At 60.7% G+C, this 25492-nt stretch carries 23 protein-coding genes; 3 read left to right on the top strand and 20 right to left on the bottom strand.

Going from position 1 to position 25492, the window contains the following annotated elements; genetic code table 11:
- Positions 1–61: 61 nt before the first annotated feature.
- Positions 62–1021, top strand: coding sequence for a ketol-acid reductoisomerase (gene ilvC / locus VGB22_10995; GenBank protein ID HEX9751794.1), 960 nt, complete (start codon positions 62–64; stop codon positions 1019–1021).
- Between the two features lie 33 nt (positions 1022–1054).
- Here ilvC and VGB22_10990 read toward each other — a convergent pair whose 3' ends face one another.
- From VGB22_10990 to VGB22_10935, 12 genes are all read right to left on the bottom strand, one after another.
- Positions 1055–2965 carry an ABC-F family ATP-binding cassette domain-containing protein gene (locus VGB22_10990; GenBank protein ID HEX9751793.1) on the bottom strand — a complete coding sequence of 637 codons (1911 nt, stop codon included), beginning with the start codon at positions 2963–2965 and terminating at the stop codon, positions 1055–1057.
- Positions 2966–3033: 68 nt separating this feature from the next.
- Positions 3034–5190 carry a BatA domain-containing protein gene (locus VGB22_10985; protein HEX9751792.1) on the bottom strand — a complete coding sequence of 719 codons (2157 nt, stop codon included), beginning with the start codon at positions 5188–5190 and terminating at the stop codon, positions 3034–3036.
- Positions 5190–7052: a hypothetical protein gene (locus tag VGB22_10980; protein HEX9751791.1), complete on the bottom strand. Its 1863-nt coding sequence runs from the start codon at positions 7050–7052 to the stop codon at positions 5190–5192. Before VGB22_10980 ends, VGB22_10985 begins: the two co-directional genes overlap by 1 nt.
- 95 nt (positions 7053–7147) lie before the next feature.
- Positions 7148–8035, bottom strand: a complete 888-nt coding sequence (locus VGB22_10975) for a deoxyribonuclease IV (protein ID HEX9751790.1) — start codon at positions 8033–8035, stop codon at positions 7148–7150.
- A gap of 33 nt (positions 8036–8068) precedes the next feature.
- Positions 8069–8968: a DUF58 domain-containing protein gene (locus tag VGB22_10970; GenBank protein HEX9751789.1), complete on the bottom strand. Its 900-nt coding sequence runs from the start codon at positions 8966–8968 to the stop codon at positions 8069–8071.
- A gap of 57 nt (positions 8969–9025) precedes the next feature.
- Positions 9026–10027: a MoxR family ATPase gene (locus VGB22_10965; GenBank protein HEX9751788.1), complete on the bottom strand. Its 1002-nt coding sequence runs from the start codon at positions 10025–10027 to the stop codon at positions 9026–9028.
- 247 nt (positions 10028–10274) lie between these two features.
- Complete coding sequence (locus VGB22_10960) at positions 10275–10952, bottom strand: hypothetical protein (protein HEX9751787.1); 678 nt, start codon at positions 10950–10952, stop codon at positions 10275–10277.
- 146 nt (positions 10953–11098) lie between these two features.
- Positions 11099–11575, bottom strand: a complete 477-nt coding sequence (locus tag VGB22_10955) for a polymer-forming cytoskeletal protein (GenBank protein HEX9751786.1) — start codon at positions 11573–11575, stop codon at positions 11099–11101.
- 154 nt (positions 11576–11729) lie between these two features.
- A complete protein-coding gene (locus VGB22_10950; GenBank protein HEX9751785.1) occupies positions 11730–13070 on the bottom strand; it encodes a replication-associated recombination protein A in 1341 nt (446 codons plus the stop codon).
- Positions 13071–13104: 34 nt separating this feature from the next.
- Complete coding sequence (locus VGB22_10945) at positions 13105–14355, bottom strand: hypothetical protein (GenBank protein ID HEX9751784.1); 1251 nt, start codon at positions 14353–14355, stop codon at positions 13105–13107.
- Positions 14352–15806, bottom strand: coding sequence for a glutamate--tRNA ligase (gene gltX, locus VGB22_10940; protein ID HEX9751783.1), 1455 nt, complete (start codon positions 15804–15806; stop codon positions 14352–14354). The genes VGB22_10945 and gltX overlap by 4 nt, the downstream gene beginning before the upstream one ends.
- Positions 15807–15816: 10 nt before the next feature.
- Positions 15817–16317: a DUF3566 domain-containing protein gene (locus VGB22_10935; protein ID HEX9751782.1), complete on the bottom strand. Its 501-nt coding sequence runs from the start codon at positions 16315–16317 to the stop codon at positions 15817–15819.
- Between the two features lie 208 nt (positions 16318–16525).
- Here VGB22_10935 and VGB22_10930 point away from each other — a divergent pair, with 208 nt between their 5' ends.
- Positions 16526–17569, top strand: a complete 1044-nt coding sequence (locus tag VGB22_10930; GenBank protein ID HEX9751781.1) for a PDZ domain-containing protein — start codon at positions 16526–16528, stop codon at positions 17567–17569.
- Positions 17570–17717: 148 nt separating this feature from the next.
- The gene (locus tag VGB22_10925) at positions 17718–18875 is read left to right on the top strand and encodes a hypothetical protein (GenBank protein ID HEX9751780.1); all 1158 of its coding nucleotides are present in this window, start codon (positions 17718–17720) and stop codon (positions 18873–18875) included.
- A 247-nt stretch (positions 18876–19122) separates the two neighbouring features.
- On the opposite strand, the gene VGB22_10920 is transcribed toward VGB22_10925, so the two are convergent.
- The 8 genes from VGB22_10920 to VGB22_10885 form a co-directional block, all read right to left on the bottom strand.
- A complete protein-coding gene (locus VGB22_10920) occupies positions 19123–19446 on the bottom strand; it encodes a DUF4234 domain-containing protein (protein HEX9751779.1) in 324 nt (107 codons plus the stop codon).
- 94 nt (positions 19447–19540) lie between these two features.
- Positions 19541–20368 (bottom strand): class I SAM-dependent methyltransferase, encoded by an 828-nt coding sequence (locus VGB22_10915; protein HEX9751778.1) that lies wholly within the window; start codon positions 20366–20368, stop codon positions 19541–19543.
- A gap of 47 nt (positions 20369–20415) precedes the next feature.
- Complete coding sequence (locus VGB22_10910; protein HEX9751777.1) at positions 20416–20997, bottom strand: hypothetical protein; 582 nt, start codon at positions 20995–20997, stop codon at positions 20416–20418.
- A 675-nt stretch (positions 20998–21672) separates the two neighbouring features.
- Positions 21673–21909, bottom strand: coding sequence for a hypothetical protein (locus tag VGB22_10905; GenBank protein HEX9751776.1), 237 nt, complete (start codon positions 21907–21909; stop codon positions 21673–21675).
- Positions 21910–21919: 10 nt separating this feature from the next.
- On the bottom strand, positions 21920–22153 hold the full coding sequence (locus tag VGB22_10900) for a hypothetical protein (protein ID HEX9751775.1): 234 nt from the start codon (positions 22151–22153) through the stop codon (positions 21920–21922).
- A gap of 523 nt (positions 22154–22676) precedes the next feature.
- Positions 22677–23741, bottom strand: a complete 1065-nt coding sequence (locus VGB22_10895; GenBank protein HEX9751774.1) for a hypothetical protein — start codon at positions 23739–23741, stop codon at positions 22677–22679.
- Between the two features lie 74 nt (positions 23742–23815).
- Positions 23816–24055: a hypothetical protein gene (locus tag VGB22_10890; GenBank protein HEX9751773.1), complete on the bottom strand. Its 240-nt coding sequence runs from the start codon at positions 24053–24055 to the stop codon at positions 23816–23818.
- A 12-nt stretch (positions 24056–24067) separates the two neighbouring features.
- Positions 24068–24613 carry a hypothetical protein gene (locus VGB22_10885; protein ID HEX9751772.1) on the bottom strand — a complete coding sequence of 182 codons (546 nt, stop codon included), beginning with the start codon at positions 24611–24613 and terminating at the stop codon, positions 24068–24070.
- Positions 24614–25492 lie beyond the last annotated feature (879 nt).

Below are 25492 nucleotides of genomic sequence, written 5' to 3'. Positions count from 1 at the left end.
GCGCGATGACCGTCGGCCCCAGGGCCGACTGGCACAGAATGAATCCTGAGTTATCGTGGCCATGCGTGTCATACGAACTGCGCCACTCAGACCGCTAAAAGGGAAACGCATCGCCGTTCTGGGATATGGCGCCCAGGGACGCGCGCAGGCGTTGAACTTGCGCGACGCGGGATTTGCGCCGATTGTCGGGCTACCGCCACGCAGCGGTTCGCGACGTGCCGCCCGTCGCGACCGCTTGGCCGTCGTCACACCAAGAGATGCGGTTCGCAATACGGACATTATCTTCGTCCTTGCCCCCGATCATCTGCACGGGCGTCTGTTCACATACGACATTCGTCCCAATCTCCGAACCGGGCAGATGCTGGTGTTTGCACACGCATCGTCGGTGCATTTCGGCATGGTCAAACCACCGAAGGGCGTCGATGTTGTGCTGATTGCGCCGTTGGGACCGGGCAAACGACTCCGTGAATTGCGCGGACAGCGCGACGGTGTCGGCTGTTTCTTCGCTGTGTATCAGAATGCCAGCCGACGGGCACGTCCCATCGGACTGGCGCTGGCCAGGGCGGTCGGCTGCATTTCCGCCGGCGCCATCGAAACGACATTTGCACTCGAAGCGGTGGGCGATCTGTTCGGTGAGCAGGCGGTTCTCTGCGGCGGATTGGGTGCGCTCTTGCAGGCAGGCGTCGAGACTCTGGTTCGCACCGGGCATCCGCCGCATGCGGCGTACCTCGAATGTGTCTATCAAATTGATCTGATCGTCGATCTGATCAAGCGCGATGGATTGGCCGGGATGTACGACGCCATCTCGCCGACCGCAGCGTATGGCGCAGCCGTTGCCGGGCCGGAGATCATCTCAGAGGGCACGCGTCGCGCGATGCGGCGATTGCTGCGTGAGATCGAATCGGGGCGGTTTTTCCGGCAGTGGGTGGAGAAGCAGTCCCGCAGGCAGAGGCGGCCCACGGTTTCGAAGCAATTTCGACGTGGGGAGAAGACAGTTCTGCAGCAACTGGGAGGTCCGTGACGTGATAGGACCGTTACCCGAGGGCGGGAGACATCACGGCGCAGGCCCTTCTGTATCGGAGATCGTGAACTCTTCGAGTGCGCTGTATAATCCGGTCAGCCGCTCGTAGAGTGTCGCGCGTTCTTCGGTCAACGCTGCCAGCCGCTGCCAGTCGCGGGCGCTGGATTCGTCGGCGAGTTCGGTTTCGATTCTTTCCAAACCCCGTTCGGTCTCGGCGATTTGGCATTCAATCTCTTCTCGCTTGCGCTGAATGCGGCGCTGTTCGGAGCGGGCTTTCTTCTGCTCCTGCCACTGTTGCGCGGCGTCGGATGGTTCCTTTGGCGATTCGGCTGCTGCACGTAACACGGCGTCCTGTTGTTGCCGATGAGACCAGTCGGAGTAGTTTCCCAGCGACATCGCAACGCCGCCATCGGCGACATACAGAATCTTTGTTGTGAAGCGATCGAGGAATCGCCGGTCGTGACTGACGACGATGGCGGTGCCCTCAAACTGCGCCAGTGCCTCTTCGAGCACCTCGCGCGCGTCGACATCGAGATGATTGGTTGGCTCATCGAGCACCAGACAGTTCGCATTCGTAAGCATCAACCGCGCCAGCGCCAGTCGGTTTTTCTCACCGCCGGAGAGGTCGACGACATTCTTGAAGACATCATCGCCCGTGAACAGAAACCGCGCGAGATAGCTGCGCAACGGTCCGGCCTCAAACTGCGGGTGCGCATTCCAGATTTCGTCGATGACAGTGCCGGTGCCGTCGAGTGTCGCGAGATGCTGGTCGAAGTAGGCGATGTTGACCCGTTCGCCGATGCGGATGGTGCCATCGTAATCCACATCGTCGCCGATCAGCATACGCAGGAGCGTCGATTTCCCCGAGCCGTTGGGGCCGATCACGCCGATCTTGTCGCCGCGTTCGCAGGCGAACGATACATTGTCCAACAGTGTCAGTTCGCCGATTGATTTGCTCAGGTCCTCGACAATCAGCACCTCGCGAAACGACCGCCGCTGGGCTTCAAAGCGCAGGCGCATCGTCGCGCCGTCGCCCTTGGGCTGCTCCAGACGCTCGAGCTTGCCGAGCGCTTTACGGCGGGACTGCGCCTGTTTGGTTTTCTGTCCGGCAATGTTTTTGACGATGAACTCTTCGATACGGGCGATCTCGGCCGCCTGCAGATCAAATGCCTTCTGCTGCCGGGCGCGGCGTTCGGGCTTGGCGCGGCGGTAGTAGACGTAGTCGCCATCGTAAAACTCCAATTCCTTGTGCGACAGATCGACGACACTTCCGGCAAAACGCTCGAGGAAGACGCGGTCGTGCGAAATCAGCACGACCGCGGCAGTCGATTCGGTCAGGAATGTCTCCAGCCACTCGACCGCGGGAATGTCGAGATGATTAGTCGGTTCGTCCAACAGCAACAGATCGGCCGGACGCAGGAGCAACCGGGCCAACTCGGCCCGGGTCCGTTCGCCGCCGGAGAGCAGGCCGACCCGACGTCGCCATGCCGAGGTCGGAAAACCCAGGCCGCCTAACGTTACCTCGACCTGTCGATCCAGATCGTACCCGCCGAGATGCTCAAACTCCGTCTGCGCCCCGCCTAGCTTCGTGTGAAGATCTTCGTCGTCGGGAGCCGCCGCCACCGCCCGCGTCAATTCATCCAGACGCGCACGCAACGCGAGGATGTCGGCGCGGGCATCGCGGACATACTCAAACAACGATTGTTCGATCGTGCGGTCGGGAATCTGATCCAGCTCGAGGATGCGCACGCCGCGCCCCAGCGTCCGGATTCCGGCGTCGGGGGTCATGCGTCCCGACAGAATGCCCATCAGCGTCGACTTGCCCGAGCCATTGCGCCCGACCAACGCGATCTTCTCGCCGGACTTGATCTCCCAGTCGATGCCGGAGAGGACCACTCCGGTCGGGTAGCGTTTGCCGATTCCATGGAGCGCGACCAGAATCATGCGAGACAAGAAAGCGGATCGGGGATCGGACATGCACCTGGAATCCCGGTGCTGGGGAAACCGGCGGGCTATTCGGCGGCGATCGCCGCCGCGCGCACGGGTTCACCGATCGCATCCCCGGAGAGCGGCATCTCGCGTTTGCGCGTGCGCGCAACCAGCATTTCGAGGAAAAACAGCGCCGCCACCGCCCAGAGGAAGGCGGGACGGATCTCGGTGCCGTAACGAATCTGATTGACGGCGGCCGTCAATGGTTCCTCGCCGTCAACAAAGACCACGTTATATCCCTCCAGCCGCCGCGTCAGCTCCTCACGGCTGATTTGCGCGGGCGCAGTCTCCAGGGGGTCGAGGTTGACGCTGAAGGCATCGATGGCGGCATCGCCGCCGGAGCCGGCCACCACACGGTAAACTCCCGGATCGGGACGACCGTCGAGCGTGATGCGCACCTGAGTCGCTCCCCGGTCGATACCTGGCATCAGGCGGCTGCCGTCGGGAGCGATCACCTCCAGGACGGCGTCGGCCGAGAGCGCCGACGTCAATTCGCGGCTGATCGGTTCGCCGACCAGGAAATCGCCGCGCCGTTCGCCGACATCGGCGGCGCAGTACTCAGCCAGCCGGTTCATGAACGGTACGAAGATCGAACGCAACGGAAAATTGGTGTACGGCGCATTCATCGGCGTCCACAGGACCAACAGTTTGCCCGCGTCGAGGTGGATTTCCTGCAGCGCCGGGCGTCCGCCGGAAAAGCGGACCAACGTGCGCCCGACGTCATCGCCTTCGGTACGGAAGATCGCATACCAGCGCAGCTCGGGAATCTTCTCGCGGCTGACCTCGGCGTAGACCGACCAGATCGGATGGCTCCAGTCGAAGTCTTCCCAGACAAAGTACCGATCGGGCTCCGGCAATGACGGCGGCTGTCCGAGGCGGCGCGAGAAATACGGCCCGGCCAGCAGCATGTTCCATGACGTGGTGTCGGCATCGAACGATGGCACCGCGAAAACTCCCCCTCCGGCGCGCACATAACGGGTCAGATGATCGACGACCGCGCGCTGCGGCGAACGCCAGTCGGTGATCACTACACAATCAAAATCGAAGAGATTAGTCCCTGGCAGATCATCGACTGTCGCATGCGTGACGTCGATGCGACGCTGCGCCGTCGGATCGGGCGCCAGCGCCAAACCGGCCGCGAGCCGCCCGGACGGAGAATCGGCGGCGAGCAGAACCTTGATCCGATCGGGGACCGTCACGGCAAAATACCGGCGGTTGTTGAGCGTGTTGTCGTCGGCGGAGATCTCGACAAAGCCATCGTGCACCCCCGGCGACTCCACCGCCGCATCGAAGGTGATTGTTGCACTCGCGCCCGGTCCGACGTTGGCGGTGTTTTGGGCAATGCGTCGCCCGTCGATGAACAGACTGACCAGTAGTTTGTCGACGTCGGCATCAGTGTTGTTGCTGACGGTGGCGCTGAGACGAAACGGCGACAACGGCTCGATCAACTGGTTTTCAAGATTCACCCGGCCGACACCCAGGTCGTAAGCACCCGGTTCCGACACGTCGACCGCATAGATCGTCACATTCCCGTCGCCGGGCTGCGGCGGCGCGATCGTCGTGTGGATGAATCCCTCGCGGCGAAAATCGCTGAAGAGATACAACTCGCGGTTGAGATTCTCCGACTGCCGCAAGGCGGCCAGCCCCGCGGTGATGGCCGCGCCGGCATCGGTGCCGGCATTTCCGACCGGTGTTTCCGCGAGACGTTTGGTCAGGGCCGCGATATCGGCGGTCGGCGGCAGCGTCGGCGGCGGGTGGATGTCAAACGGCAGGGCAATCGCCTCATCCCCTTCACCCCAGAGATCGGCCATCGAGGCAATCTTACGTTGCGCGCGGTCGTAGGCCGTGCCGTTGGGAGTTTCCAGCGCCATCGAGGCGGAACGGTCGACGGCGAGCACGGCTGTTGTCCGCGCGCGCGAACCCAATGCGGCGAACAACCCGCCTTTCAGAGCCGGACGCGCAAATGCCAGCACCGCCAGCGCGATCATCAGCGTGCGGATGGTCAACAGCAGCCAGCGTCGCCACTGGAGGCGGCGCATCCGCGTCTTGCGCAAATCGCGCAGGAACATCACCGACGAAAACTCGACCGTGCGGAGCTGTCGCCGATTCAGCAGGTGAATCAGCAGCGGCACGAGCGCGGCGGCCAGTCCCGCGAGGATGGCGGAATTCAAGAAGTTCATCAGTTCAAACGACGCCCGTTATCGGGTTTGTTGATCAAGTCGCGCGCAGCCACTTGTTCGGCGTAGGGTGACGGCATCGCAAAAACCTGATCGTACGCTTCGATTGCCAGCGCGCGCTCACCGCGTCGGTCGTGGCATTGGCCGATCAGGCGCGCGATGTGAGCACGGTCGACCACCGCATCGGCGATGTAGGCGGCTGCTTCCAAGTGCTGGAACGCGACATCGAGACTGTCCAGCTCCATGAGCGCTTCCGCCGCTTGTGCCCAGATACCCGGATCGCCGAAGTTTGTTTCCAATTGCTGATTGACGATCGTCAGCGCCTCGACGAAATACGGCCGTGCCAAATAAGTTTTGGGGTCATCACGCAGGCTCCGGCCGATGCGTAACAGCAGATCGGCGTGAGTGCGCGGCGCGGTTCGAGACACCAGTCCCCGCTGCCAGAGCGTCACGGCCGAGTCCACCCGGCGCCGGTCGTACTGGATGTCCCCCAAGCGCAAGAACGCCAGTCCGTTGATGCTGTCCTGCTCGACCAGCGCGTTGAAGGCCAGCGCCGCATTGACCCAGTCGCCCTGCGCCCAATACGCCTCGCCCAAAAGCGTGTAATACGACAACTCCTGTGGGAAACGCTTGTAGAGCCAGTAGAATGCCGACGATGATTTTTCCCAGGCGCCGATGTGTCCGTAGGCGTATCCCAGATCGCGGCGCACCGTCGGCTCCGGCAACGGCGCGACCGTCACCGCTTCCTCCAGCAGGCGCAGCGAACGCTCCAGCCGATGGTAGTAACGATCCCGTATCGCCTCATTGTAGAGTTCCTCGGAAGAAAACGTTCGCGCGTTCAAGTATTGCGCCCAGTCGGTTTCCAGCTCGCCGAGAGTCTTGCCGTACACCGACCACACGGCGCGGTGCACCGACAGATCGGTGGCGCGGTCGTAGAGGTCCCGGAACTGACCGCGACCATGCGTCGCGATCAGCCAGCGCACGAACGAGGCGGCGTGATGTAAAGCAGCCGTCGGATCGCGCCGCTTAAAACCGATCGTCGTCGCGATCGAGTCTAAGGCAATGCGCCGTCCGGCGGCCCAGTCGCCAAGGATTTCGTGGTCGGACAGATCGGCATACGCCGATGCGCCCAGCGCCAGGAGCGCCGGCGCGTATCCCCACCAGCGATACAGGCCGACCAGCATCGATCCCTGCACATTGACCGTGCTGACATCGGCGTCATAGCGGGACACGACGCGGTTGCGTGACGGATCGACCGACAGGCCGGTGGCGTCGTCGAAGGGAAACTCATCGCAGACGCCATCGATGAAATAGTAGCTGACTTTACCGTGCGCAGTGAGATTGAACGTATCGCGCAGTGTGTTGTACTCGTTCTCAAGAATCGGGCGCAAGCGGTCGGCATGAAAGACCGCCAATGAGAACTGTGTCGCAAAGAACTCGTGATACGTCGCCGGGGCCACCCGCCAGCCGGTCGTGTCGTTCGGTGACAGGGATCGCGACGGGACGAATTCGACGCGCGACGGCAGAATCGAAACGCGGTAAGTCGACTTCCCCTTGCCGGAGACGTGATCGATGAGCAAAGGAACGCCGTACTCGACGTGGACGTCCTCGAACAGCGGCGTCGGGTTGGGGCCGAACCGGTATAGTCCGTAACGTAGACTGACCGCCTCAGAGCCCGCCTCGGTGGCCGTGATATACAGCGTGAAATTCGCCGCATGCAGTGTCGCCTCGCGTCCCAACGGAATGACCACGTCCAGCGAATCGATGCGTTGCGACTCCGGCGGGTCGGCGTCGAGTTGCTCGGTCACCGAGATGAGCAGGCGGGTTCCCGGCTGTGTCCGCTCCGGATTCTGGGCGAGAGCCAAACCGGGCGCAGACACCGCTAGCAAAGCGCACAGTACCAGCGGCCGCAGCGATCGGGGTTTTGGGTGATGCATTGACAGCATGCAAGCGCGTGCGATTATGGTTTCGCGCCCGCCTGCTTGCGCAGGAAGGCGAGGTTCATCTTGTCGAATTTGCCGGCTTCGTCCTTCGGCGTCTCCAGCAGTTTGGGGACACGTTTCAGACGCGGATCGCGCATGAGAAACCCGAACGCATCGGGGCCAATAAAGCCCTTGCCGAGATGTTCGTGACGGTCCTTGCGCGTGCCGAAATCATACTTTGAGTCATTGCAGTGGATCGCATGGAGCCGCTTGAGGCCGATGACCGAATCAAAACTGCTCATCGTGTCCTTATAGCCCTTCTCGGTGCGGATGTCATATCCCGCCGCGAAGATGTGGCAAGTGTCGAGGCAGACGCCGGCGCGTTCACCGCGATCGACCTTGTCAAGAATCGCCTTGAGTTCTTCAAATGTCGCACCCAGATGCGCGCCCGTCCCGGCGGTCGTTTCCAGCAGGATCAGCGTCTGGCCCGTTGGCGTATTCGACAGCACATGGTTGATCGCATTGGCGATGCGTTCCAACCCCTGTTCGGGACCTGTGCCCATATGGGAACCCGGATGGAACACCAGTCCGGCGATCCCCAACTGATCGCAGCGTTCGTATTCGACCAGCAGCGCATCGCGTGATTTCTCCCACAGCGCCGCATCCGGCGACGCGCAATTGAGCAGATACGACGCATGCGCGATCGCCGGATCGATCCCGGTGCGCTTGCGCTCTGCGGAAAACTGCGCGACCTCCTCCTCGGTGAGCGGTTTGGCGCGCCACTGGTTCGACGATTTGACGAAGAGCTGCACGCAATCGCAGCCGGCCGTCTCGGCGTGGAGCACGGCATTAAACACGCCGCCGGCAATGGACATGTGCGCGCCGACCAGCGGACCATCGGCGCCGGCTTTGGATGTCTTGGCCATCAGTCTGGTGCCTTCCGGATCAGTTGAATCGGTTCAGAACAAACGTTGACGCTTGGACAGGTACGAGACCAACGCAAAGTCGTACGGGACCTGAGTGTCGATCGGTACATAGTCGATAAAGGCGCTGCGGCATTCGCGCCGGTAACGGTCGACGTGCGCGCGCAGCGACCGTTGATACTCCGAGCGAATCTGCCAGGGCAGTGTCGAGATTTCTTCCCCGGTTTCGAGATCCTTGAACAATGCCTCTTCGGTGAAAGTGAAATCACGTTCGGCCGGATCGAGGATGTGAAACACCAGCACCTCGTGTTTCCGATGACGGAAGTGCTTCAGCCCGGCCAGCACCCGTGTGGGATCGTCGAACAGATCGGAGAGCACGATGATCAGTCCACGCCGTTTGATGCGCTCGGCCATCTCGTGCAGGGCCGAGGCGGCATTGGTCGCACCCGACGGCTCGACACCGGCCAGCGTGGTCAACAGCGCGTGCAGATGCACGGAGGCCGATTTGGGCGGGACATAGTGACGAATTCGCTCATCGAAAACGACCATGCCCGCGGCATCCCGCTGCTTGAGCATCAGAAATGAAAGCGCGGCCGCGAAACTGGCGGCATAGTCGAACTTGCTGATCTTGCCGGAGGTGTAGTGCATCGAGCGCGAAGCATCCAGCAGGATGTATGACTTCAAGTTTGTTTCTTCCTCGAACTCTTTGACGAAATAGCGGTCGGACTTGGCGAATACTTTCCAGTCGATGTTACGGATCGCATCGCCGGGCATGTATTGCCGATGCTCGGCGAACTCGACGGAGAATCCATGATAGGGTGACTTGTGCAGCCCGGTGATGAACCCCTCGACCACCAGCCGCGCCTTCAGCTCCATCGACTTCAGCCGGGAGATGACATCGGGATCGAGGAATTTTCGGTAGTCGGTGGTGGGCATGGGGCGTATCAGATCGCGGTCAGCAAGCTCACTCCAAGATGCACAGAGACTGGGGCCCTACTCCTTCGCCTTCACGTCATTGAGCAGGCGTTCTACAATGTCGAGCGTGCCGACGCCGTCGGCTTCAGCGTTAAACGATGTCACTATCCGGTGACGCAGGACCGGACGGGCGACTGCCCGGACGTCTTCGACCGACGGGGTCGGGCGGCCATCGAGGATGGCACGGCATTTGGCGCCCAAGGTCAGATATTGGGCTGCACGCGGCCCTGCGCCCCAGGATACCCAGTCTTTGATATAGGGCAACGCTTGCGCGCCATTGGCGCTGGGACGGGTTGCGCGAGCCAGTGAGACGGCATAGGAGATCACATAATCGGAGACCGGGACGCGTCGGACCAACTGCTGCAGCGCCTTGATCTTCTCGGCGGTCATCACCACACGCAGATCGGCAGTCGCCGCCGAGGTCGTCGTGCGGACGATGGTGTTTTCATCGGTCTCGTCGGGATAGTCGACAAAGATATTGAACATGAACCGGTCCAACTGCGCTTCCGGCAGGGGGTAGGTTCCCTCCTGCTCGATGGGGTTTTGCGTTGCCAGCACGAAAAACGGCTCATCGAGACGGAATGTCTCACCGCCGGCGGTGACCTCATGCTCCTGCATCGCTTGCAGGAGAGCCGCCTGGGTTTTCGGGGGAGTCCGGTTGATTTCGTCGGCCAACACGATATTGGCGAAGATCGGCCCTTTGACGAACCGAAACATGCGTTTGCCGGTGGTGTGATCCTCCTCGAGGATGTCGGTGCCGGTGATGTCGGATGGCATCAGGTCGGGGGTGAACTGAACGCGGGAGAACTTCAGGTCCAGCGCCCTTGCCACGGTCGAGACCAACAGCGTCTTGGCCAAACCGGGCACACCGACCAACAGGCAGTGCCCATTGGAGAGCATGGCAATCAGGAATTGTTCGATGACTTCATTCTGGCCGACGATCACCTTGGCGATTTCCGCCTTGAGCGCGGCATACGACGATTTGAGGTCTTCAACGGCGTGCAGATCACTGTCGGACATGGGTGCGTTCGCTCCTTGGCGAGGATGTCGTTGGACCGGATGTCGGGGCCATGCAACCCCGCGTGACACAATCCATTAGTATCGTCGTTTTCAGACAGTCCGGTCAACCGCTTTGCCGCAGCTCCCCTCTTGGGGGCCGTCCGGCCTGCCGCTCCCGTCGCCCCAAGTGAGCATGGGGAGATCATGCGTGACTCTTGGTACAGCATCGCCGCACGGGAGTTCCTCACCGCACGCACGGCGGCGCGGATTACTGCAGAGTGATACCGGTCGTGTCGACGAAAAGCTGGGCGGAAAATTCCTCGTTGGAGTTGTACGGGGGCGACTGCAGCCGTTGAACCTCGACAAACGGCAGCCATTTGCGGAACCGGCCGAGCTGCCGGTACAGACGTGTCGGACCACTTCGGATGTTTGTGTGGTAGGTTGCCGACGTGAGGACTCCGTCTCTGGGTTCCGGATGGAAGCTGACTTCGGTCACCTTGGCAAAATCGTCCAAACCCAGCGATGCCAGGATCGGCGCCCAGTGGATTCGCTCGCCGGCGATCCGGAATGCCGCGTCACGGACCGGCACGATTTCGTAGATCTCGCGGCCATGGCGGTCGATCGAGCTGAACACCAGACGCGGTACGCCGTCGGATTCGTTGATCACTCCGACCATCCCGATGGGCAGGCCGGGTGCGACCGGTGAAAACGCTCTCAATTCGCTGCTGAGCCAAAAGACGAGATTGGCCACGCCGATGACCAGCAGCCCTCCCACAACCGCCGCCGCGCGACGAACATCGGATCGCCAGATCCCGGTCTGGTACTTACGTTCCCGGTCGGTCATGCGGGCACTGCGCAGAATCTGCCAGAGCAGAAAGCCCAATGCCAGGATCCCGACGATGAAGAGTGTCGCGGCAATGACGGGCAGAAAAGCCAGAGAGGTCACACAGACTCCCGGATCATCGATTGTTGGCGGCCACCGGCGTGATCTGGCCGCAGACCGATCCCGGTCCACGAGGCCGCAGGGTCGCTTCGGTGCCGGATTGCTACCGATTACTGCCGTTGCCGATCCCTCGCAACGGCAGACCGCCCTTATCGTGTTTTTTCGGCTGTAAAAGCGGGGGCTTTAGGAGCGGTGCTCACGGGCAGCGAGTCGCTCTTGACGGGCACAGGACGCTCAACACCGGATTGGCCCAAGTTCTGGTTCATCTTGCAATTGCCGTGGAAGACGGCGCCCTGCTCGATGATCAGCGACTTTGTCATCAAATCGCCGATAATATTGGCCTTGGCCTGCAGTTCAATGCGCTCGGAGGCGTGGATATTCCCCTTTACGGTGCCGGAGACAACCGCATTCTTGGTCTTGACATTGGCTTCGACCCGTCCCGTCGGCCCGACAGCAACCGTATCGGACACACTGACTTCGCCCTTGACCACGCCGTCGACACGGAGAGTGCCGGACACTTCCAGATTGCCGGAGAAAGTGGTATCCTTACCGATGATCGTATTCATATTACTCCCCCCGTCTGGGGCGATGCCGGTGTCGTCGTCTTTTCCTTTGAACATTGCCATAACCACTCCTTTGTGTCGGCGGGAGGCGCCCCGGGCTTGACCTGCACCCGCAGGGTGGCTAACGCGAGTCTAATCGCTGCCACGGGCGGCGTCCAGCGATAATTGGTGTTTCGACCGGGCGGCGTACTTCCTCAACCCAGAAACCGATCCCGATTCACGGTGGGTCAGTCGCGGCGGGCTTCTCCCTCATTTCGGCCTTCATTTTCTCCCAACGGCTTAGCCGTTCACCGAGGGCCCTTTCTTCCCCGCGATCGGTGGGACGATAGAATGCCTGTCCCCGGATCGCATCAGGGAGATAATCCTGAGCGACAATCGCCTCGTCGCTGTCATGCGGGTAGAGATACCCCTTCCCGTAGCCGGTGTCCTTCATCAAGCGCGTTACGGCATTACGGATGACCATGGGGACAGGAAGTGACGGGTTCTCGGCAATGACCCGGCGCACTTGTCCTTCGGCGCGGTACACGGCGTTCGATTTCGGCGCGCAGGCCAAATAGATCGTCGCCTCGGCCAGGGCCAGTTCCCCTTCGGGGGTGCCGAGGAAATGGTACGCATCCCTGGCGGCGATGCAGACGGTCAATGCTCTGGGATCGGCGAGACCGATATCCTCCGACGCAAATCGCACCAGTCTGCGTGCAATGTAGAGCGGATCCTCGCCGCCTTCCAGCATCCGATAGAGCCAATACAGCGCCGCCTGCGCATCGGAGCCGCGCAGAGATTTGTGCAGCGCCGAGATCAGGTTGTAATGTTCTTCGCCGGACTTATCATACAACTCGGTCTTGCGCTGCACGATGTCGCGCACCAGGCCCGCCGTGAGCGTCCGATCCGGCTCGGCCCGATGGCGCAGATCATCGGCTGCCGCCTCGAGAATCATCAGCACGCGGCGCGCATCGCCGTTGCCCAGCGCCGCGATCAGCCGCAGCGATTCGTCCGGAGAGTGGATCTTCCACTCGCCCAATCCCTGTTCGGCATCCGCGAGGGCGCGTTTCATGAGCGTGACCAGATCGTCCTCGGAGAGCGCATGCAGCATCCACACCGACAGTCGCGACAACAACGCTGAGTTGACCTCAAACGACGGGTTTTCCGTAGTGGCGCCGATCAGCACGAGCGTACCCGACTCGACATGCGGCAGGAAGGCATCCTGCTGGGCTCTGTTGAACCGGTGAATCTCATCGACGAAGAGGATGGTGCGGCCGCCGTCGAAGGCGCGGCGCTTCTCGGCGCGTTCAACCGCGGCGCGGACCTCCTTGACTCCCGAGAGCACCGCCGAGAAGTTGATGAAGTCCGAGCCGGTCATCTTCGAAATGATCGCCGCGAGCGTTGTCTTTCCGGATCCGGGCGGCCCCCAGAACAGCATCGAGCCGATGCGGTCGGACTCGATCGCGCGGCGCAACGGTTTGCCGGGGCCGATCAGGTGTTCCTGCCCGACAAACTCCGCCAATGTCCGCGGACGCATCCTCGCCGCCAACGGCTCGCGGCTGTCGACTGAATCATTCATGCCGGTATTCAACACAAAGTGATGTGCAATGCGATCACTTTGAGATGGTCAACTCATCCAGCGAGATAAGGCCGTTTTGCTCGTGGGCCGTCAGAGCACCCAGCAGATGCCCGATTGATTCCAAATACAAATCGGAGAGACCTGACCAGTGATCGGGCGCGTAGCAGTTGAATGGAGATTCACTGATTATTCGGAGCAGACGCGCTCCGTGCTCGCTGCCCTCTATCTGCAGATATCCCGCTGTCAGGACAGGCGCCGCCGGAAACAGCAGCCCCTGCCAATCCGCCACCCCGGCCGCCAGATGGATTGGCGTGGCATCGAATCCTGCCGGTTCAATCAGGCGTACGCGTCCGAAGCGATCGACCGCAAAGGCATATAACCCTGACGCGAGCGACCGGACCCTCGTGGAGTCAACCGGATCGGCTCCGAAGGATATGATGTCTTTGGCGTGACGACCGCTCGATGCGAACGCTTCCAGTTGTCGCTGCAGACGGTGTGCGTAACGACTTTCCCACAGCGTGTCCGGCGCATCAGCGGCGAATCGCGCACGCGCGGTACGCGTCGGCGTGAACGACACGAGGTCGTGCAGTCCCCAAGCCTTGATCTCGGTGTTGTCGCCCCGCTGGGCTTCGTTTGTCAGGAGACGGATGTCCGTCGTGTTCGAGGCGTTCAACAAATCCATCCATTCCGGCAGGGTGCGCGATGCTGCGACCGGCGGTTCGGTGTCGGGAACGCCTGCGTCCAGCGAGGCGAGGTATTGCCCGACTGACCGCGCATACCAATCGCGCACTTTGGGCTGGATGCTGTCGTTGTCGAAAGCGGGAAAGTAACGATCCCGGGCCCAGATCAAGAAGCGATTCTGCTGTGGCGTGAGGACGCTGACGCCGAGCAGCTCTTTATCCTCGGTGGCACACCAGACGCCGCGAAAGCCGACCAGGCCCGGCGCATCGGGGTCGCGGTCATAGCGCGTGACTTTCTTGATGGGCAACAGGGGCGCCGCTTGCAGAAGCTTGCCGACCGCCAGATCTAGCGCGCTCAGATCGGGGACAACGATTCGTTCGCACAGAAAAAACTGCTGGGCCTGCTGCGGAGTTTTGGGATGTAATCCCAACGGCTCCTCGATAAACCAGCCATCATGTTCGGGAAAGATGCGCAGCAACGTTTGCATGATCTCCGGCATCCGTTCGGCTGGGTGGGCCGAGGGTGTGAGGCGACAGAGTGCCACCAACGCGCCGAGAAGCGCGCACAGCCAACGGCCCGGTCCGATCCGGTTGCGAATCATCATGGGGCACCCGCCCTGCCGCCGCGAATGTAGTCAATGGCGCGCGTGATGCGGCGCAGGCATTCGTCGCGTCCGAGAATCGCTGCGATCTCGAAGAGTCCCGGACCGCCGGTGCGTCCCGACAGTGCCAGCCGCAGCGGGTGAATCAGGTCGGCCGGTTCGTGTCCCAACTCCTCCGCCAACGCGCGCAACGCCGCCTCGGTTGTTTCGGCGTTGAACCGGTCGGGGCCGATCATTTCCCAACGGTACCGCAGCAAATTCAGATTGCCGTCGACACCGGGGCGCTCGAACTGTTTGCGAACACCCTCCGTATCATATTCAAAGTTCGCATCGAAAAAAAATCGCCCCTGTTCGACGACATCGGTCAGCCGCCGCATGCGTTCCCGTAGCACACGGATAATAGACTGCAATCGTTGGCGATCGTACGCATCGCCGATCAGACCCGCGGACACCAGAAACGGCTGCGCCCGTTGCAGCAGGTCGGCCTCGTCGAGCGCGCGGATGTATTCGGCGTTCATCCATTCGAGCTTCTGCAGATCAAAGACCGGATTGGAAGCGTTGATGCGTTCCAGCGAGAATAATTCAACCATTTCCTCGCGTGCCAGAATCTCACGGTCGTCGCCCGGCGACCACCCCAACAGCGCCAGGAAATTGAGGAGCGCTTCGGGCAGATACCCGGCGTCGCGGTATTCGGTGATCGAGGTCGCCCCTTCGCGTTTGGAGATCTTACGACGGTCGCTGCCCAATCCCAACGGCAAGTGCGCGAACACCGGCCGCACCATCCTCAGCGCATCGTAGAGCAGCACCTGCTTGAAGGTGTTGGTGATGTGGTCGTTGCCGCGAATTACGTGCGAGATGCTCATGTCGGAATCGTCGATGACGCAGGCGAAATTGTAGGTCGGAGTGCCGTCGCCGCGCGCCACCACAAACTCATCGATGTCGGTCCCGGCGCGTTCCTGCGTGCCGTAGACGACATCGTCGAATCGAACCGGTCCGTCCGGAATCGCCAGTCGCCAGGCGGGTTTAATGCCCACGGCGAGGCGGCGCTGTTTCTCCTCGTTGGTGAGCGTCTCGCTGATCGCGCGAAAGCGGGGCGCATGCCCTTGCTTTTGCGCATCCTGTCTCACCGGCTCCAATTCGTCGGCCGTCGCCCAGCATTCATAGACATGGCCGCTGTCGCACAGGCGCGCAACCCAGTCGCGATACAGATCGGTGCGCTGCGATTGAAAATAGGGCCCCTCGTCCCAATCCAGTCCCAGCCAGCGCAGCGAGTTTTGGATCGACCGCGTGTATTCATTGAAGGAGCGTTCGCGGTCGGTGTCTTCGATCCGGAGGATAAATGTCCCCCCGTGCCGTCGGGCGTACAGCCAGTTGTACACGGCTGTGCGCGCGGTGCCGACGTGCAGATGTCCCGACGGCGACGGCGCGATGCGGACACGGACAGGGTCTGACATGACAGGTTGGTTACTCAAAGAGCGGCGGCGTCGACGGCGGTTTTTGCGAAGAAGTTTCCGGATATTTTGGCGCGGGTTTCGGCGGCACTATCGCTCCCAAGGGCAGTGGCGCGGCCGAAGTCGGCTCTGTCTCGCTGGGGGGGCGGCGGGCTGCGGTGGTCTGTCTGGAGGGCGCTTGCCCAGGATCCGTCAATTCGACTTCCAGCCCGCCCCAGAATCGCGCGCCCGTATTGTAGATCGCCGCACCGAGAAAACCGCCGATAATCCCCGCGACCGCACCGCCGAATGCGGTTGTCAGCGGAAAGAACAAGAGCATACCCGCGCTGACAAACTCGAACACCTCGGCGAATGAGTCGGGATCGACCCCCATTTGCGCAATGCTGTCTAATGCCATCAACCCAAACAGCGCGCCCACCAACCCGAGCAAGAATCCGCCGATCGCGCCGATCAGAAACCCGGCCTTGACCGCGGAAAACAGGCCGACTCGTTTGATCTCGTACGGTATCGTCATAATCCTCATGGGTTTCGCCTGGTGACCGCGCTTGTCTTCCCGCAGCCAACGCATTCCGGTACGGCACCATACACCGGATGCCGACTGATTCTCTTCGGCATATCCGGCTGAAGAAAGACGGAACCGCGCCCGGCGGTGGCCGTACAAAATACCCGGTTGCCATGAAGCTCAAAAGCGAAAACCGGGACATGATACAGGAGGATCTGCAATGACGCGGCTGACGAATGTCAAAGCGGGACGTTCCTGGGCGGCGGTTGGAGGCGTGCTGGTCGTTATCGGCCTGGTCGCGGTTCTGACTCTGCATGCTCAGGCGCGCAGCGATGAAGGGTATTTGGGGGTCTACATTCAGGAGATCGACGAGGATCTGGCGGCGGCCAACGATCTGACGTCGACCAAAGGGGTCCTGATTACCCGCGTGGTCGAGGATTCCCCGGCCGAGAAGGCGGGACTCAAACGCGGCGATGTGGTGCTGAAATTCGACGGCAAGGATGCCAGTTCGGTACGGCGTCTGACGCGACTCATCGACTGGTCAGAGCCCGATTCCAACAAGGACATTGTCATCGTTCGCGACGGCAAGAAGCAGACAGTCACAGTCGTCATGGGCGAGGACAAGGGCGGGGACTTCCAATTCTTCGGCGACCCTGACATGAACTTTGACTTCGACTTCGACACGCCCACACCACCCGATGCTCCGACTCCGCCGCGGGTCTATGGTTTCTCGACCGGACAGCTCTCGACCTCGCGTATCGGGGTTTCATTGTATGAGCTTTCCGATCAATTGGCCGAGTCCTACGGCGTTGAAGGCGGCGCCCTCGTCAATCAGGTCGAGAAGGATTCGCCCGCCGCCAAGGCGGGGTTGATGGCCGGGGATGTGATCTACAAGATGAACGGCAAGCAGGTCGACGACATCAACGACATCCGTAAGGCGATCGCCGATAAGGACGACGACGAGACCGTCGCCGTCACGATCAAACGCCAGGGAGCGGACAAGTCCTTCGATGTGAGTGTCGAAACCTACGACACTTGGTCGGGAATTGGCGCGCCGCGCATGCACGTCCAGCCCTTCCAGGCCGACATGCACTGGAACTGGGACGAGGATTCCCGTCGCCGGATGCGGGATGAGATGCGCGCATTACGTCGCAGTTGGAACAGCGAGGAAGGCCAGCAATTGCGCGAGGAGTTGCAAGAGGCCCTCGAAGAGCTGCGGGAAGAACTGCGCGACCTCCGCAAGGAACTCGACGACCTGCGTTGATTCGGCTTTTCATTCGTGTCTCATAAACGAAGCGGGACGGTCCTATTGGGGCCGTCCCGTTTTGCCAGTATGCCGCCCAATCATAACAAGGGGCTTAAGCCCCAGGAGAGTTTTTTGGACAAAAACAGGAATTGGAGTTAGGTATAACTTGAGAAAACGGGAGTACATGGCGAACCGCGTCTGGGTATTCTCGGGCCGCGTATTAGGGACTTTCATTGTCGGCACTTCGTCGATAATCGGGCCATGGTTTTCGTGTGTTCAAGAGAGAGCTTTGCAACCTGCCTCGACTCCAGAGGTGTTTTATTATGGCGCCGGCCGTCCGGAGTCGAAGAAGGAACCGAATGCCAGAATCAACTTTCTCTACACATATGAAAGCGAAACTCTCGCGCTGATCGACTCGATCCCACTGAATGGTCTGCCCTATGAGATGGCGATTTCAGCCAATAGAATGTCGATCTATGTCGCGACTCTCTCCGCGAAGGGGAAAGGCACCGATCTAACGAAGATAAACGCAACAACAAAGTCGATTGAATGGTCACGTCCCAGCGACACCTACAGGGCGATTCTGTTCAGCGATGGTGAGCTTGTCACCGACGGCGATACGGTTTATTCTGCAATCAATGGAACCCCAGTGCTCCCTGTCCCAGACACATTGAAGCTGGGGGAGGCATCTTTGAGGGATGAGTCGATCCCTGGGGTCGTCGTTGGCAATAACTTAGACGTACTCGATGACACGCTTATAATGATCTTCATTCCAACGATGCGCACATGTATCGGACAGTACGTGCCCCGATTGGAATCCGGTCGAGCCGTGTCGATTCAGTCGGCGGTCGTTCAACCGCAGGGACGATACCTCCTCGCCATCGGATTCTACCAAGTCGCGGCCAATTCCTGGTTTTTCATTCTCGACATAGCAACAGGGGTGACAGTATTGAGGCATCGGCTCGTCTATTCCGGCGGAGACATAGCCTTCAGCCGAGAAGCAGACCTAGCTGCGGTTACAGATCCGAGTAGAGCAGGATTCATAGAATCGATTCCTACCCTCGATCTCTTTGACCTAAAGAACATATCTCATCTGAAGCGTGTGACCGGACTTGATGGCCCCCAGCGGCCCGGGCAGGTCCGCTTCATCCGCGACGACAAGTATTTGGTCGTCGGACCTCCGGCCGACGGTGCCAGCGGCGGGCCCGTTTATACTCTGCGGGTTCCGTCCCTCGAGATTGAGCAGTATGTCCTATTGCCCGGCGCGGACTCTACTGGGTTCGGAGTCGTCGCCGGTGCTCTGGGAACGACGCATTGTTGGTGATGCCTTCGGTGCGTGGCCCTGACCGTCCGCCGGAGGCGGACAAGCCTTTGGTCCCCCAAACGGGATCGACAGCAGGGCTTGCCTAAGGAACGCTCGATACTGTGAAGTGCATCAACACGAATGTCCGCAATCTCGCTGGAGTCGACGTGGGCCCATCAAGATTTACGCCGCCGACCCGGACACGACGTTCTGCGATCCGTGTCCGTAGGCGCATGATGGCAGCGGCAACCGCGTCACCCGCGTAATGCTACGCCGTCGCCCGCCGGTTCAGTTCGGTCTGCACGATGAACCAGACGGCCGGCGAGAAGACGATCCACAAGAGAAACGTCAACCACTTGTTCATCTTGTCGGAACTGACCTTCTCATACAGCTCGCAATATCGGTACATCGCGAAGATGTTCGCGATGGGGATGAAGAGCATGACGGTCCATAACGTCGGATTCGCCGATGCGTCGTTGCCGAGCCCCTTCAGCTCGGTGGCTGTCTGATGGAACCAATAGATCGTGTAAATTCCGAACGTGACGATGGCCAGCAGTACCTGTGCGACCAAGTTGCGCTTTTTGACTCTCATGAGCTCCACCTCCATAGGGTCATTGCCCCGATGCGAGAATCAATCCGGTATGCAGTGATTCCGCAAGACCAAGTCGTCGTTGGGCTGAGCCCCCCTACTTTTTGCGCAAAACCGGGATCATCCGGTAGGACGCCTTCTCATTGGTCAATGGGTGGGCGATATCGAGCACGCCCAGCCAGGCAACCGGCTCAAAGACGCCGGAGGCGGCGATCAGAAGCTGAAGCTCCTGATGCGTGAGATGGCGGTTCAATGAGATAAACTCGTACTTCTCGGTGCCGCCACCCTTCACGACATCAAGCCGGACTGTGGTGGTGCAGACCTGTGTGATCGGATCGAAGGGGTCGTCGGGTTTGCCCCAGGAGGAGCGGACAATGGTCTCGCCGCGTTGCGACTCCCACTCGTGCTGCAACGATTGACCGACACGAAAGACATCGCGCGGATGCTCCGCCTCGATGACATACAGGCCGCCGGGTGTCAGATTCCGCGCCACAGTTCGCAGATGTGCGAGGGTGTCTTCGTTGGTTAACAGATAGTGGAACGACGACATCGCGCAGAAGGCCAGATCGACTGGCTGCCGCAGTTTGAAATCGCGCATATCGGCCAGCATGAACTCTGCCGAGGTTTCATTGGTCCTCGCCTTCGCCGAGGCGTAGTCGAGCATTTTGGGATTAAGGTCCAGCCCAACCGTTTGAAGGCCGCGCCTGGCATACTCGATGCAGTGATACCCCGGCCCGCAGGCCACATCCAGAAACGACGCGGGCGCGCCGCCGCGATGCGCGCGGCAGATGGCATCCAGCGCATCGCATTCCGCCGACAAATCACGGAAATCAAAGGCGATGTCGTAGGCCTCGCAGAGATCGTACAGCGGCTGATGCGCGGGCATCTGCGGCTGGATGATCGACGGCCCATCCGCGACATTCATACTTCAATGTACAACCTGTCGCCGGCCAGTGGGACCATCCATCCGCATCAGAGGTAACGGTAATTGATTATTCGATTCACGAACGGTTCATCGAACTGGAGCCGCACGGCGAGCCGTTTCCATTCCCAACCGCTCCGACTGCCATCCCCGTACGTACTGTAAAACGGCCAGTCGAGATGCAGCCGCCAGAGGATGATTCCGCCGGGAGCCGGGTCGGATATCGCAAACCCTATACCTCCCTCGCTGACAGGACCCCGAAGCTCACCTGGGCCGCCGACAATAACGAACGGGTATCCGAAGACCGGCCGCCAAAGATCGATTCGCCCCTCCGGACCCGACGACCAAAAGCGTGTTCCCAACTGGTTCCAAACCGGGACCGTCAAGAGCCCGCCATCGGCTCCGAGGTCGTAGAGGGTCTGATTGGGAGTGCTCCCGTCCGCGATCCCCCACGAACTCCAGATGCGGCCATACGAATGTGCCAGCCACAGGGCGCCCGATAGCTTTCGGTATGAATAGTCGCCGCCCAGTTGTCCGCCGGCTATTGTTCCCCTGAGCCCCATCAGTAAACCGAAGGAGCGCTCGGACCGAGTCAAATCGTCGTACACGATCTCGCCTGAGACGGTTCGCACAAGTCCCGATTCCCAGAATCGCTCACCAAGCCAACCCAGCCGGCTGTATTCCGTCAGCGCGGAATTGACCTCAATGCGAAGCCAATCACCTCGTCTCGGCGTACGCCTGTTCCATTCGGCTCCCGCATACCAAATGCAGCCGCGGATCCACGAAGCTGCCGAGTGCAGGACGGCGCGGCGGATCTTCCGGCACAAAGAGTCCGTACCGAAGCGCGAACACTGCGACCGCGGAGAATGTCCCCCACAGTACCACCAGCGTCAGCTATGCCCGAAACAGCCATTTGCGCCAACGGACCATCATCGCTCGCGCGTCCCCTATTCTGCCTCGGGGCCGGGCGAATGCAACCCGACCCCGGACACTCCGCACTCTCTGCACGCTGTCGAGGCACGCAACAACGGGCGCTGGGGGCACAGCAAGAGTTGTGCCCGATCAGCTACGAGGACCGCAAGCGCCGGCGCGATTGACCGTCAACAACTTGCGGCGACAGTGGCAGTCGAACGTGCGATCGATTGCCGATGATAGGGGACCGCGCCCGCGAAGTACGAAGTCGTCGGTGCGAAGTGCGTAGTGACTATGCGAAGTGCTTAGCGGTTTACGCAAAACTTACTCCGGTGTGTCCGAGTCGTCGCAGTCCGTTCACGGTTCAATTGCGAAGATGCCGTCGACGACGCGTGTCAGCCCAGCCACCGTGGCAGCCACTTCAGCGCTTGTCCGATCGCGAACACGCCGAACCCCAGCCACATCATGACATATCCGGGAGGTCGAAACGACTCTTTCACCTTTGGATGCCACATCGGTTTCCAGTGTTTCGGATTGAGGGACGCGAAAGGGACCCCGGGCTTTTTCATGAGTGCCGAACTGAAAAACACAACCCCTCCCAAGATGGTCAACACATTGCCAACTGTTTCCATGACAGCTCCCTCAGATGAAGAAGTCAGCAATCGCACACGCCAACGACGTACCGGCGCATGCATCGCACATAGAGTTGAGAAGGCCCCCGCCATAGATGCATTTGAAGAACGAGCAGAGCGTCGCGATCGAGCAAATGCACTTGTAATCGCAATCCATGGCCGGCAATTCCGGGACATCGGCGGCCGCCGGGACAAACGGTCGCAACCAGTCGGCGAATGCCGCGTCGGCGAGCAGGGCAATCATGGCGCGTCCATCCGGTGTATCGGATTCAGAATGCCTGCGCTCGCTGGGGGAATCACCCCAACCAGCGTGGTAGCCACCGGAGGGCCAGCCCGATCGAGAATACTGCGTATCCAACCCACAGGATGGCGAATCCGGGCGGACGAAGCCTCTGCCTGAACTCGGGGCGCCAGATCGGGATCCAATGGCGTGGGTTCACGGAGGCGAAGGGTGTGCCCGGACGACGGAAAAAGGCCGAGCCCAGGAACATCAGCAGCCCGACGAGCACCAGAATGTTTGACGCCAGTTCCATCACTCACCTCGCTAAATAAAGAAGTTGGCGATCGTACATGCGATGGAGACGCCCGCACAAGGGACGCAGACGACATTCGACCAGCCAAAAAACGGACACTTCAACCATGCACAAGCGCTGGCTATATTGCAGATGCACTCGTACTCACAACCCATGGCCGGCAATTCCGGTACATCGGCGGCCGCCGGGACAAACGCTCGCAGACGATCGGCGAATAGCACTGCAAATCATATATCAGTCCACTCTGGGCCCGACCGCCGTGCCGCCGATCCCCGTAAGGTACACCGGATTAATCAACTCGATGGATGGAGTATCCAATGTGATCACGCAGATCGGGCCTGTCGTCCATCCTTGAATGGGGGCGACTATTGCGACATCGCGTTCCTCGACTAAGTCAATCTGCGAGTTTGCAGTGAGGCCATCGTCACGGCCGTAACGCGCCAGATGTGTCAGTCCCTGTAAGTCGTATACGTCGACGATCCGAACCGGATCGTTGACCGGCGAACCCGGATCGGTCGCGACGGCGCGTGTGCCATCGCGGGTTACGGCAACTTCGCCCGCGGCGTATACGCGCGCGTGTCGATAGAGCATGCTGTCGGCGCCGATGTCGTACACGACAAACCAAGCGTGATATCGCTCATCGACACCCAGGAAGACCGCCCATTCACGGGTCGGGTGGACGACGCCCTGGTAAATGGTAATCGTATCGCCGCCCGGCGCGACCGGTGTAAAGGTCTTCACGACGCGACGTTCACGGACATCGTAAACTACTGCCTGCGGCAGCATGGCCCTAACGTAGCCCAATAGGCGCCGCCCGCGCGGCGGCTGCGCATAGCAGCAAAACGCCAGCACGGTGTCGACAAAGACCGTCCGGAAGTCGTCCATGTCGATCAACTCGATGTCGCAGACGGAACGAACCAGCAGGTTCTCGTCGTCCAGCGCGATCAGGTAGTGCTCGTAGGGGTCCTCGCGGATTCCGGCCTCCTGCTTCGTCCGCAAATCGATGCGGCAGGTGCGCGTGATCCGGTCTCCCTCCAGGGTCAACTCGACAAACAGCCAGCGCCCGTCGGCGGAGGCGGTCATGTGGCTCACCAGCCCCAAGCCGGGGATCGAATCAATGAGGGCCCGCGACGCGACGTCGATGACGTAGATGGTGCCCTCCGGCCCGGCGCTGACGTAGAGGTTGTAGCCGGCGATGTGCGGGGTGAGCGCGCGCTCCGTTGTGCAGCCGGTCCACAGCGCCACTGCTGCCAATGCGGCGATGGCCTGTCTGATCACGGCGGAAGTGATCGATGCCATGTCAATCCCCTTGCAGTATGCGAATCAACGCGAACGAATGAGCGCGCTATCCCTGCAAGCTGCACAACTCCGCCTCAGCCCAGCCAGCGCGGGAGCCACTTCACGGCCAAACCCATGCTGAACAGATCCATACCGAACCACATCATCGCCAATCCGGTCGGTCGGATCCTCTTTGCGGCGTCGGGGTGCCACAGCGGTCTCCAGTCGCGCGGATTGAAGGAGACAAAGGGGACCCCGGGCTGCCGAAAAAACAGGGCCGCGCCGAAGTACATCAACAACCCCGTGAGTTGAAGAATGTTGGCCGCCAAATCCATCGTGTCGTGCTCCTACAGGAAGAAGTCCGCGATTAAGCAGGCAATCGAGACACCCCCACACGAAACGCATACAAAATTTGACAATCCGCCTCCGAATCTACATTTGATCCACACGCAGGCGGAGGCGATTCGGCAGATACAGCTGTACTCGCAATCCATGCCCGGCGGGACGACGGGATCGTCGGCAACGGCGGGGACAAACGGTCGCAACCACTCGGCGAATGCCGCGTCGGCGAGCAGGGTCATCATGGCGCGTCCATCCGGATTATCGGCTTCCAGCGTCCTTCGCGCAAGCCCTGCATCCACCTGATGCTCGTAAAACGCAGCATATTCCGATTGTGCCGACTGCATCGATGGAGCGCCGACTTCATACTCCAGACGGATACTCTGCCCGTTGAAGCGGTACGACTCGACGGTCTGGTCACCTGACCGGGTGGCGCGCAACTCAAGTCGATCGGTCGGTGATTCCTCGGAGAGGAAGTAGTGAACAGTGCCGTCTGGATCCTGATTCCAACGCTGGGTGACGCTCACAAGGAGAGCTCCATCATTATCAGACATTCTGGCCGTGAATCCACGTTCGATACCGTCGTGACTTGGAGCCAGTTGGAGCAGCCGAGTAGATTCTGGGCCGTCATCGCGGCTGACCCTGAGAGGCACAGTGATTATTCTGAGCCGGGAATCCACTTGGTCCGGCTCCGCGAGAACCTGCACCTGGCCCGATTCCCATGCGACGCTTGGCATGACGGGGCCTACCGGATCGATGGTGGGAGTATCAGAGTAGCGACTGCATCCGTAATCGAGTAGAAACGCTGTAAGAGTCAGCGCGCATGTTACTCTTGTGCCCGCTCGCATGTCATTCTCCTCCCGTAACAAGTTGTTGTTCTCGGGATGCGCGGTCGGCATCCCACGCTTGCGGCCCGTTCAACGGCCGCGCCGGGCCGTGGCGCGGCGGTCTGATGCCGCACTAAGCAACGCCCGTGCCAAAACATCACCGATTATCTCGGCTCCGAAACTGATTGAGTTACAGTCGTTTGTCTCTCCCGCAGGGTGACGATCGATACTCTGCAGACGATTCTCTATCGTTCGGCTCGCGTAGTGCTCGGTCGCTGCGCGTAGTACTTCGCAAAAGAAACTTGACATGATCGGCATAAGTGGCGAGTAAATGCATTAGAGACTACAGGTTGCTAGGCACCGCCCGAGGGCGAGGCGACCACGAAAGGACTGATACCAGCATGAAGAAGTACATTGTGCGCGGCGCGGCCGCGCTGGGGACGGCGTTGGTGTTGCTGACGCCGGCGGCGGACGCCAGGAATCTGCGGCAGAATCAGCTGACGCCGGGACGGGGGTATTTCTCGGGACATCCGGACAATGGTCTGCGGGCAGAACTTGCTCCGCCGCAGTCCGAGACGGGACGGCTACGTGTCGTCATTCTCCCTT

Source organism: Candidatus Zixiibacteriota bacterium, assembly GCA_036397555.1.
Lineage (GTDB): Bacteria > Zixibacteria > MSB-5A5 > WJJR01 > WJJR01 > DATKYL01.
This window is presented reverse-complemented; position numbering and strand designations above follow the sequence as displayed.

Coding starts and splice junctions, on each gene's coding strand:
- ilvC (HEX9751794.1), top strand. CDS start 62: ATGCGTGTCATACGAACTGCGCCACTCAGACCGCTAAAAGGGAAACGC.
- VGB22_10990 (HEX9751793.1), bottom strand. CDS start 2,965: ATGATTCTGGTCGCGCTCCATGGAATCGGCAAACGCTACCCGACCGGA.
- VGB22_10985 (HEX9751792.1), bottom strand. CDS start 5,190: ATGAACTTCTTGAATTCCGCCATCCTCGCGGGACTGGCCGCCGCGCTC.
- VGB22_10975 (HEX9751790.1), bottom strand. CDS start 8,035: ATGGCCAAGACATCCAAAGCCGGCGCCGATGGTCCGCTGGTCGGCGCG.
- VGB22_10970 (HEX9751789.1), bottom strand. CDS start 8,968: ATGCCCACCACCGACTACCGAAAATTCCTCGATCCCGATGTCATCTCC.
- VGB22_10965 (HEX9751788.1), bottom strand. CDS start 10,027: ATGTCCGACAGTGATCTGCACGCCGTTGAAGACCTCAAATCGTCGTAT.
- VGB22_10955 (HEX9751786.1), bottom strand. CDS start 11,575: ATGGCAATGTTCAAAGGAAAAGACGACGACACCGGCATCGCCCCAGAC.
- VGB22_10950 (HEX9751785.1), bottom strand. CDS start 13,070: ATGAATGATTCAGTCGACAGCCGCGAGCCGTTGGCGGCGAGGATGCGT.
- VGB22_10945 (HEX9751784.1), bottom strand. CDS start 14,355: ATGATGATTCGCAACCGGATCGGACCGGGCCGTTGGCTGTGCGCGCTT.
- gltX (HEX9751783.1), bottom strand. CDS start 15,806: ATGTCAGACCCTGTCCGTGTCCGCATCGCGCCGTCGCCGTCGGGACAT.
- VGB22_10935 (HEX9751782.1), bottom strand. CDS start 16,317: ATGACGATACCGTACGAGATCAAACGAGTCGGCCTGTTTTCCGCGGTC.
- VGB22_10930 (HEX9751781.1), top strand. CDS start 16,526: ATGACGCGGCTGACGAATGTCAAAGCGGGACGTTCCTGGGCGGCGGTT.
- VGB22_10920 (HEX9751779.1), bottom strand. CDS start 19,446: ATGAGAGTCAAAAAGCGCAACTTGGTCGCACAGGTACTGCTGGCCATC.
- VGB22_10915 (HEX9751778.1), bottom strand. CDS start 20,368: ATGAATGTCGCGGATGGGCCGTCGATCATCCAGCCGCAGATGCCCGCG.
- VGB22_10905 (HEX9751776.1), bottom strand. CDS start 21,909: ATGGAAACAGTTGGCAATGTGTTGACCATCTTGGGAGGGGTTGTGTTT.
- VGB22_10900 (HEX9751775.1), bottom strand. CDS start 22,153: ATGATTGCCCTGCTCGCCGACGCGGCATTCGCCGACTGGTTGCGACCG.
- VGB22_10895 (HEX9751774.1), bottom strand. CDS start 23,741: ATGGCATCGATCACTTCCGCCGTGATCAGACAGGCCATCGCCGCATTG.
- VGB22_10890 (HEX9751773.1), bottom strand. CDS start 24,055: ATGGATTTGGCGGCCAACATTCTTCAACTCACGGGGTTGTTGATGTAC.
- VGB22_10885 (HEX9751772.1), bottom strand. CDS start 24,613: ATGTCTGATAATGATGGAGCTCTCCTTGTGAGCGTCACCCAGCGTTGG.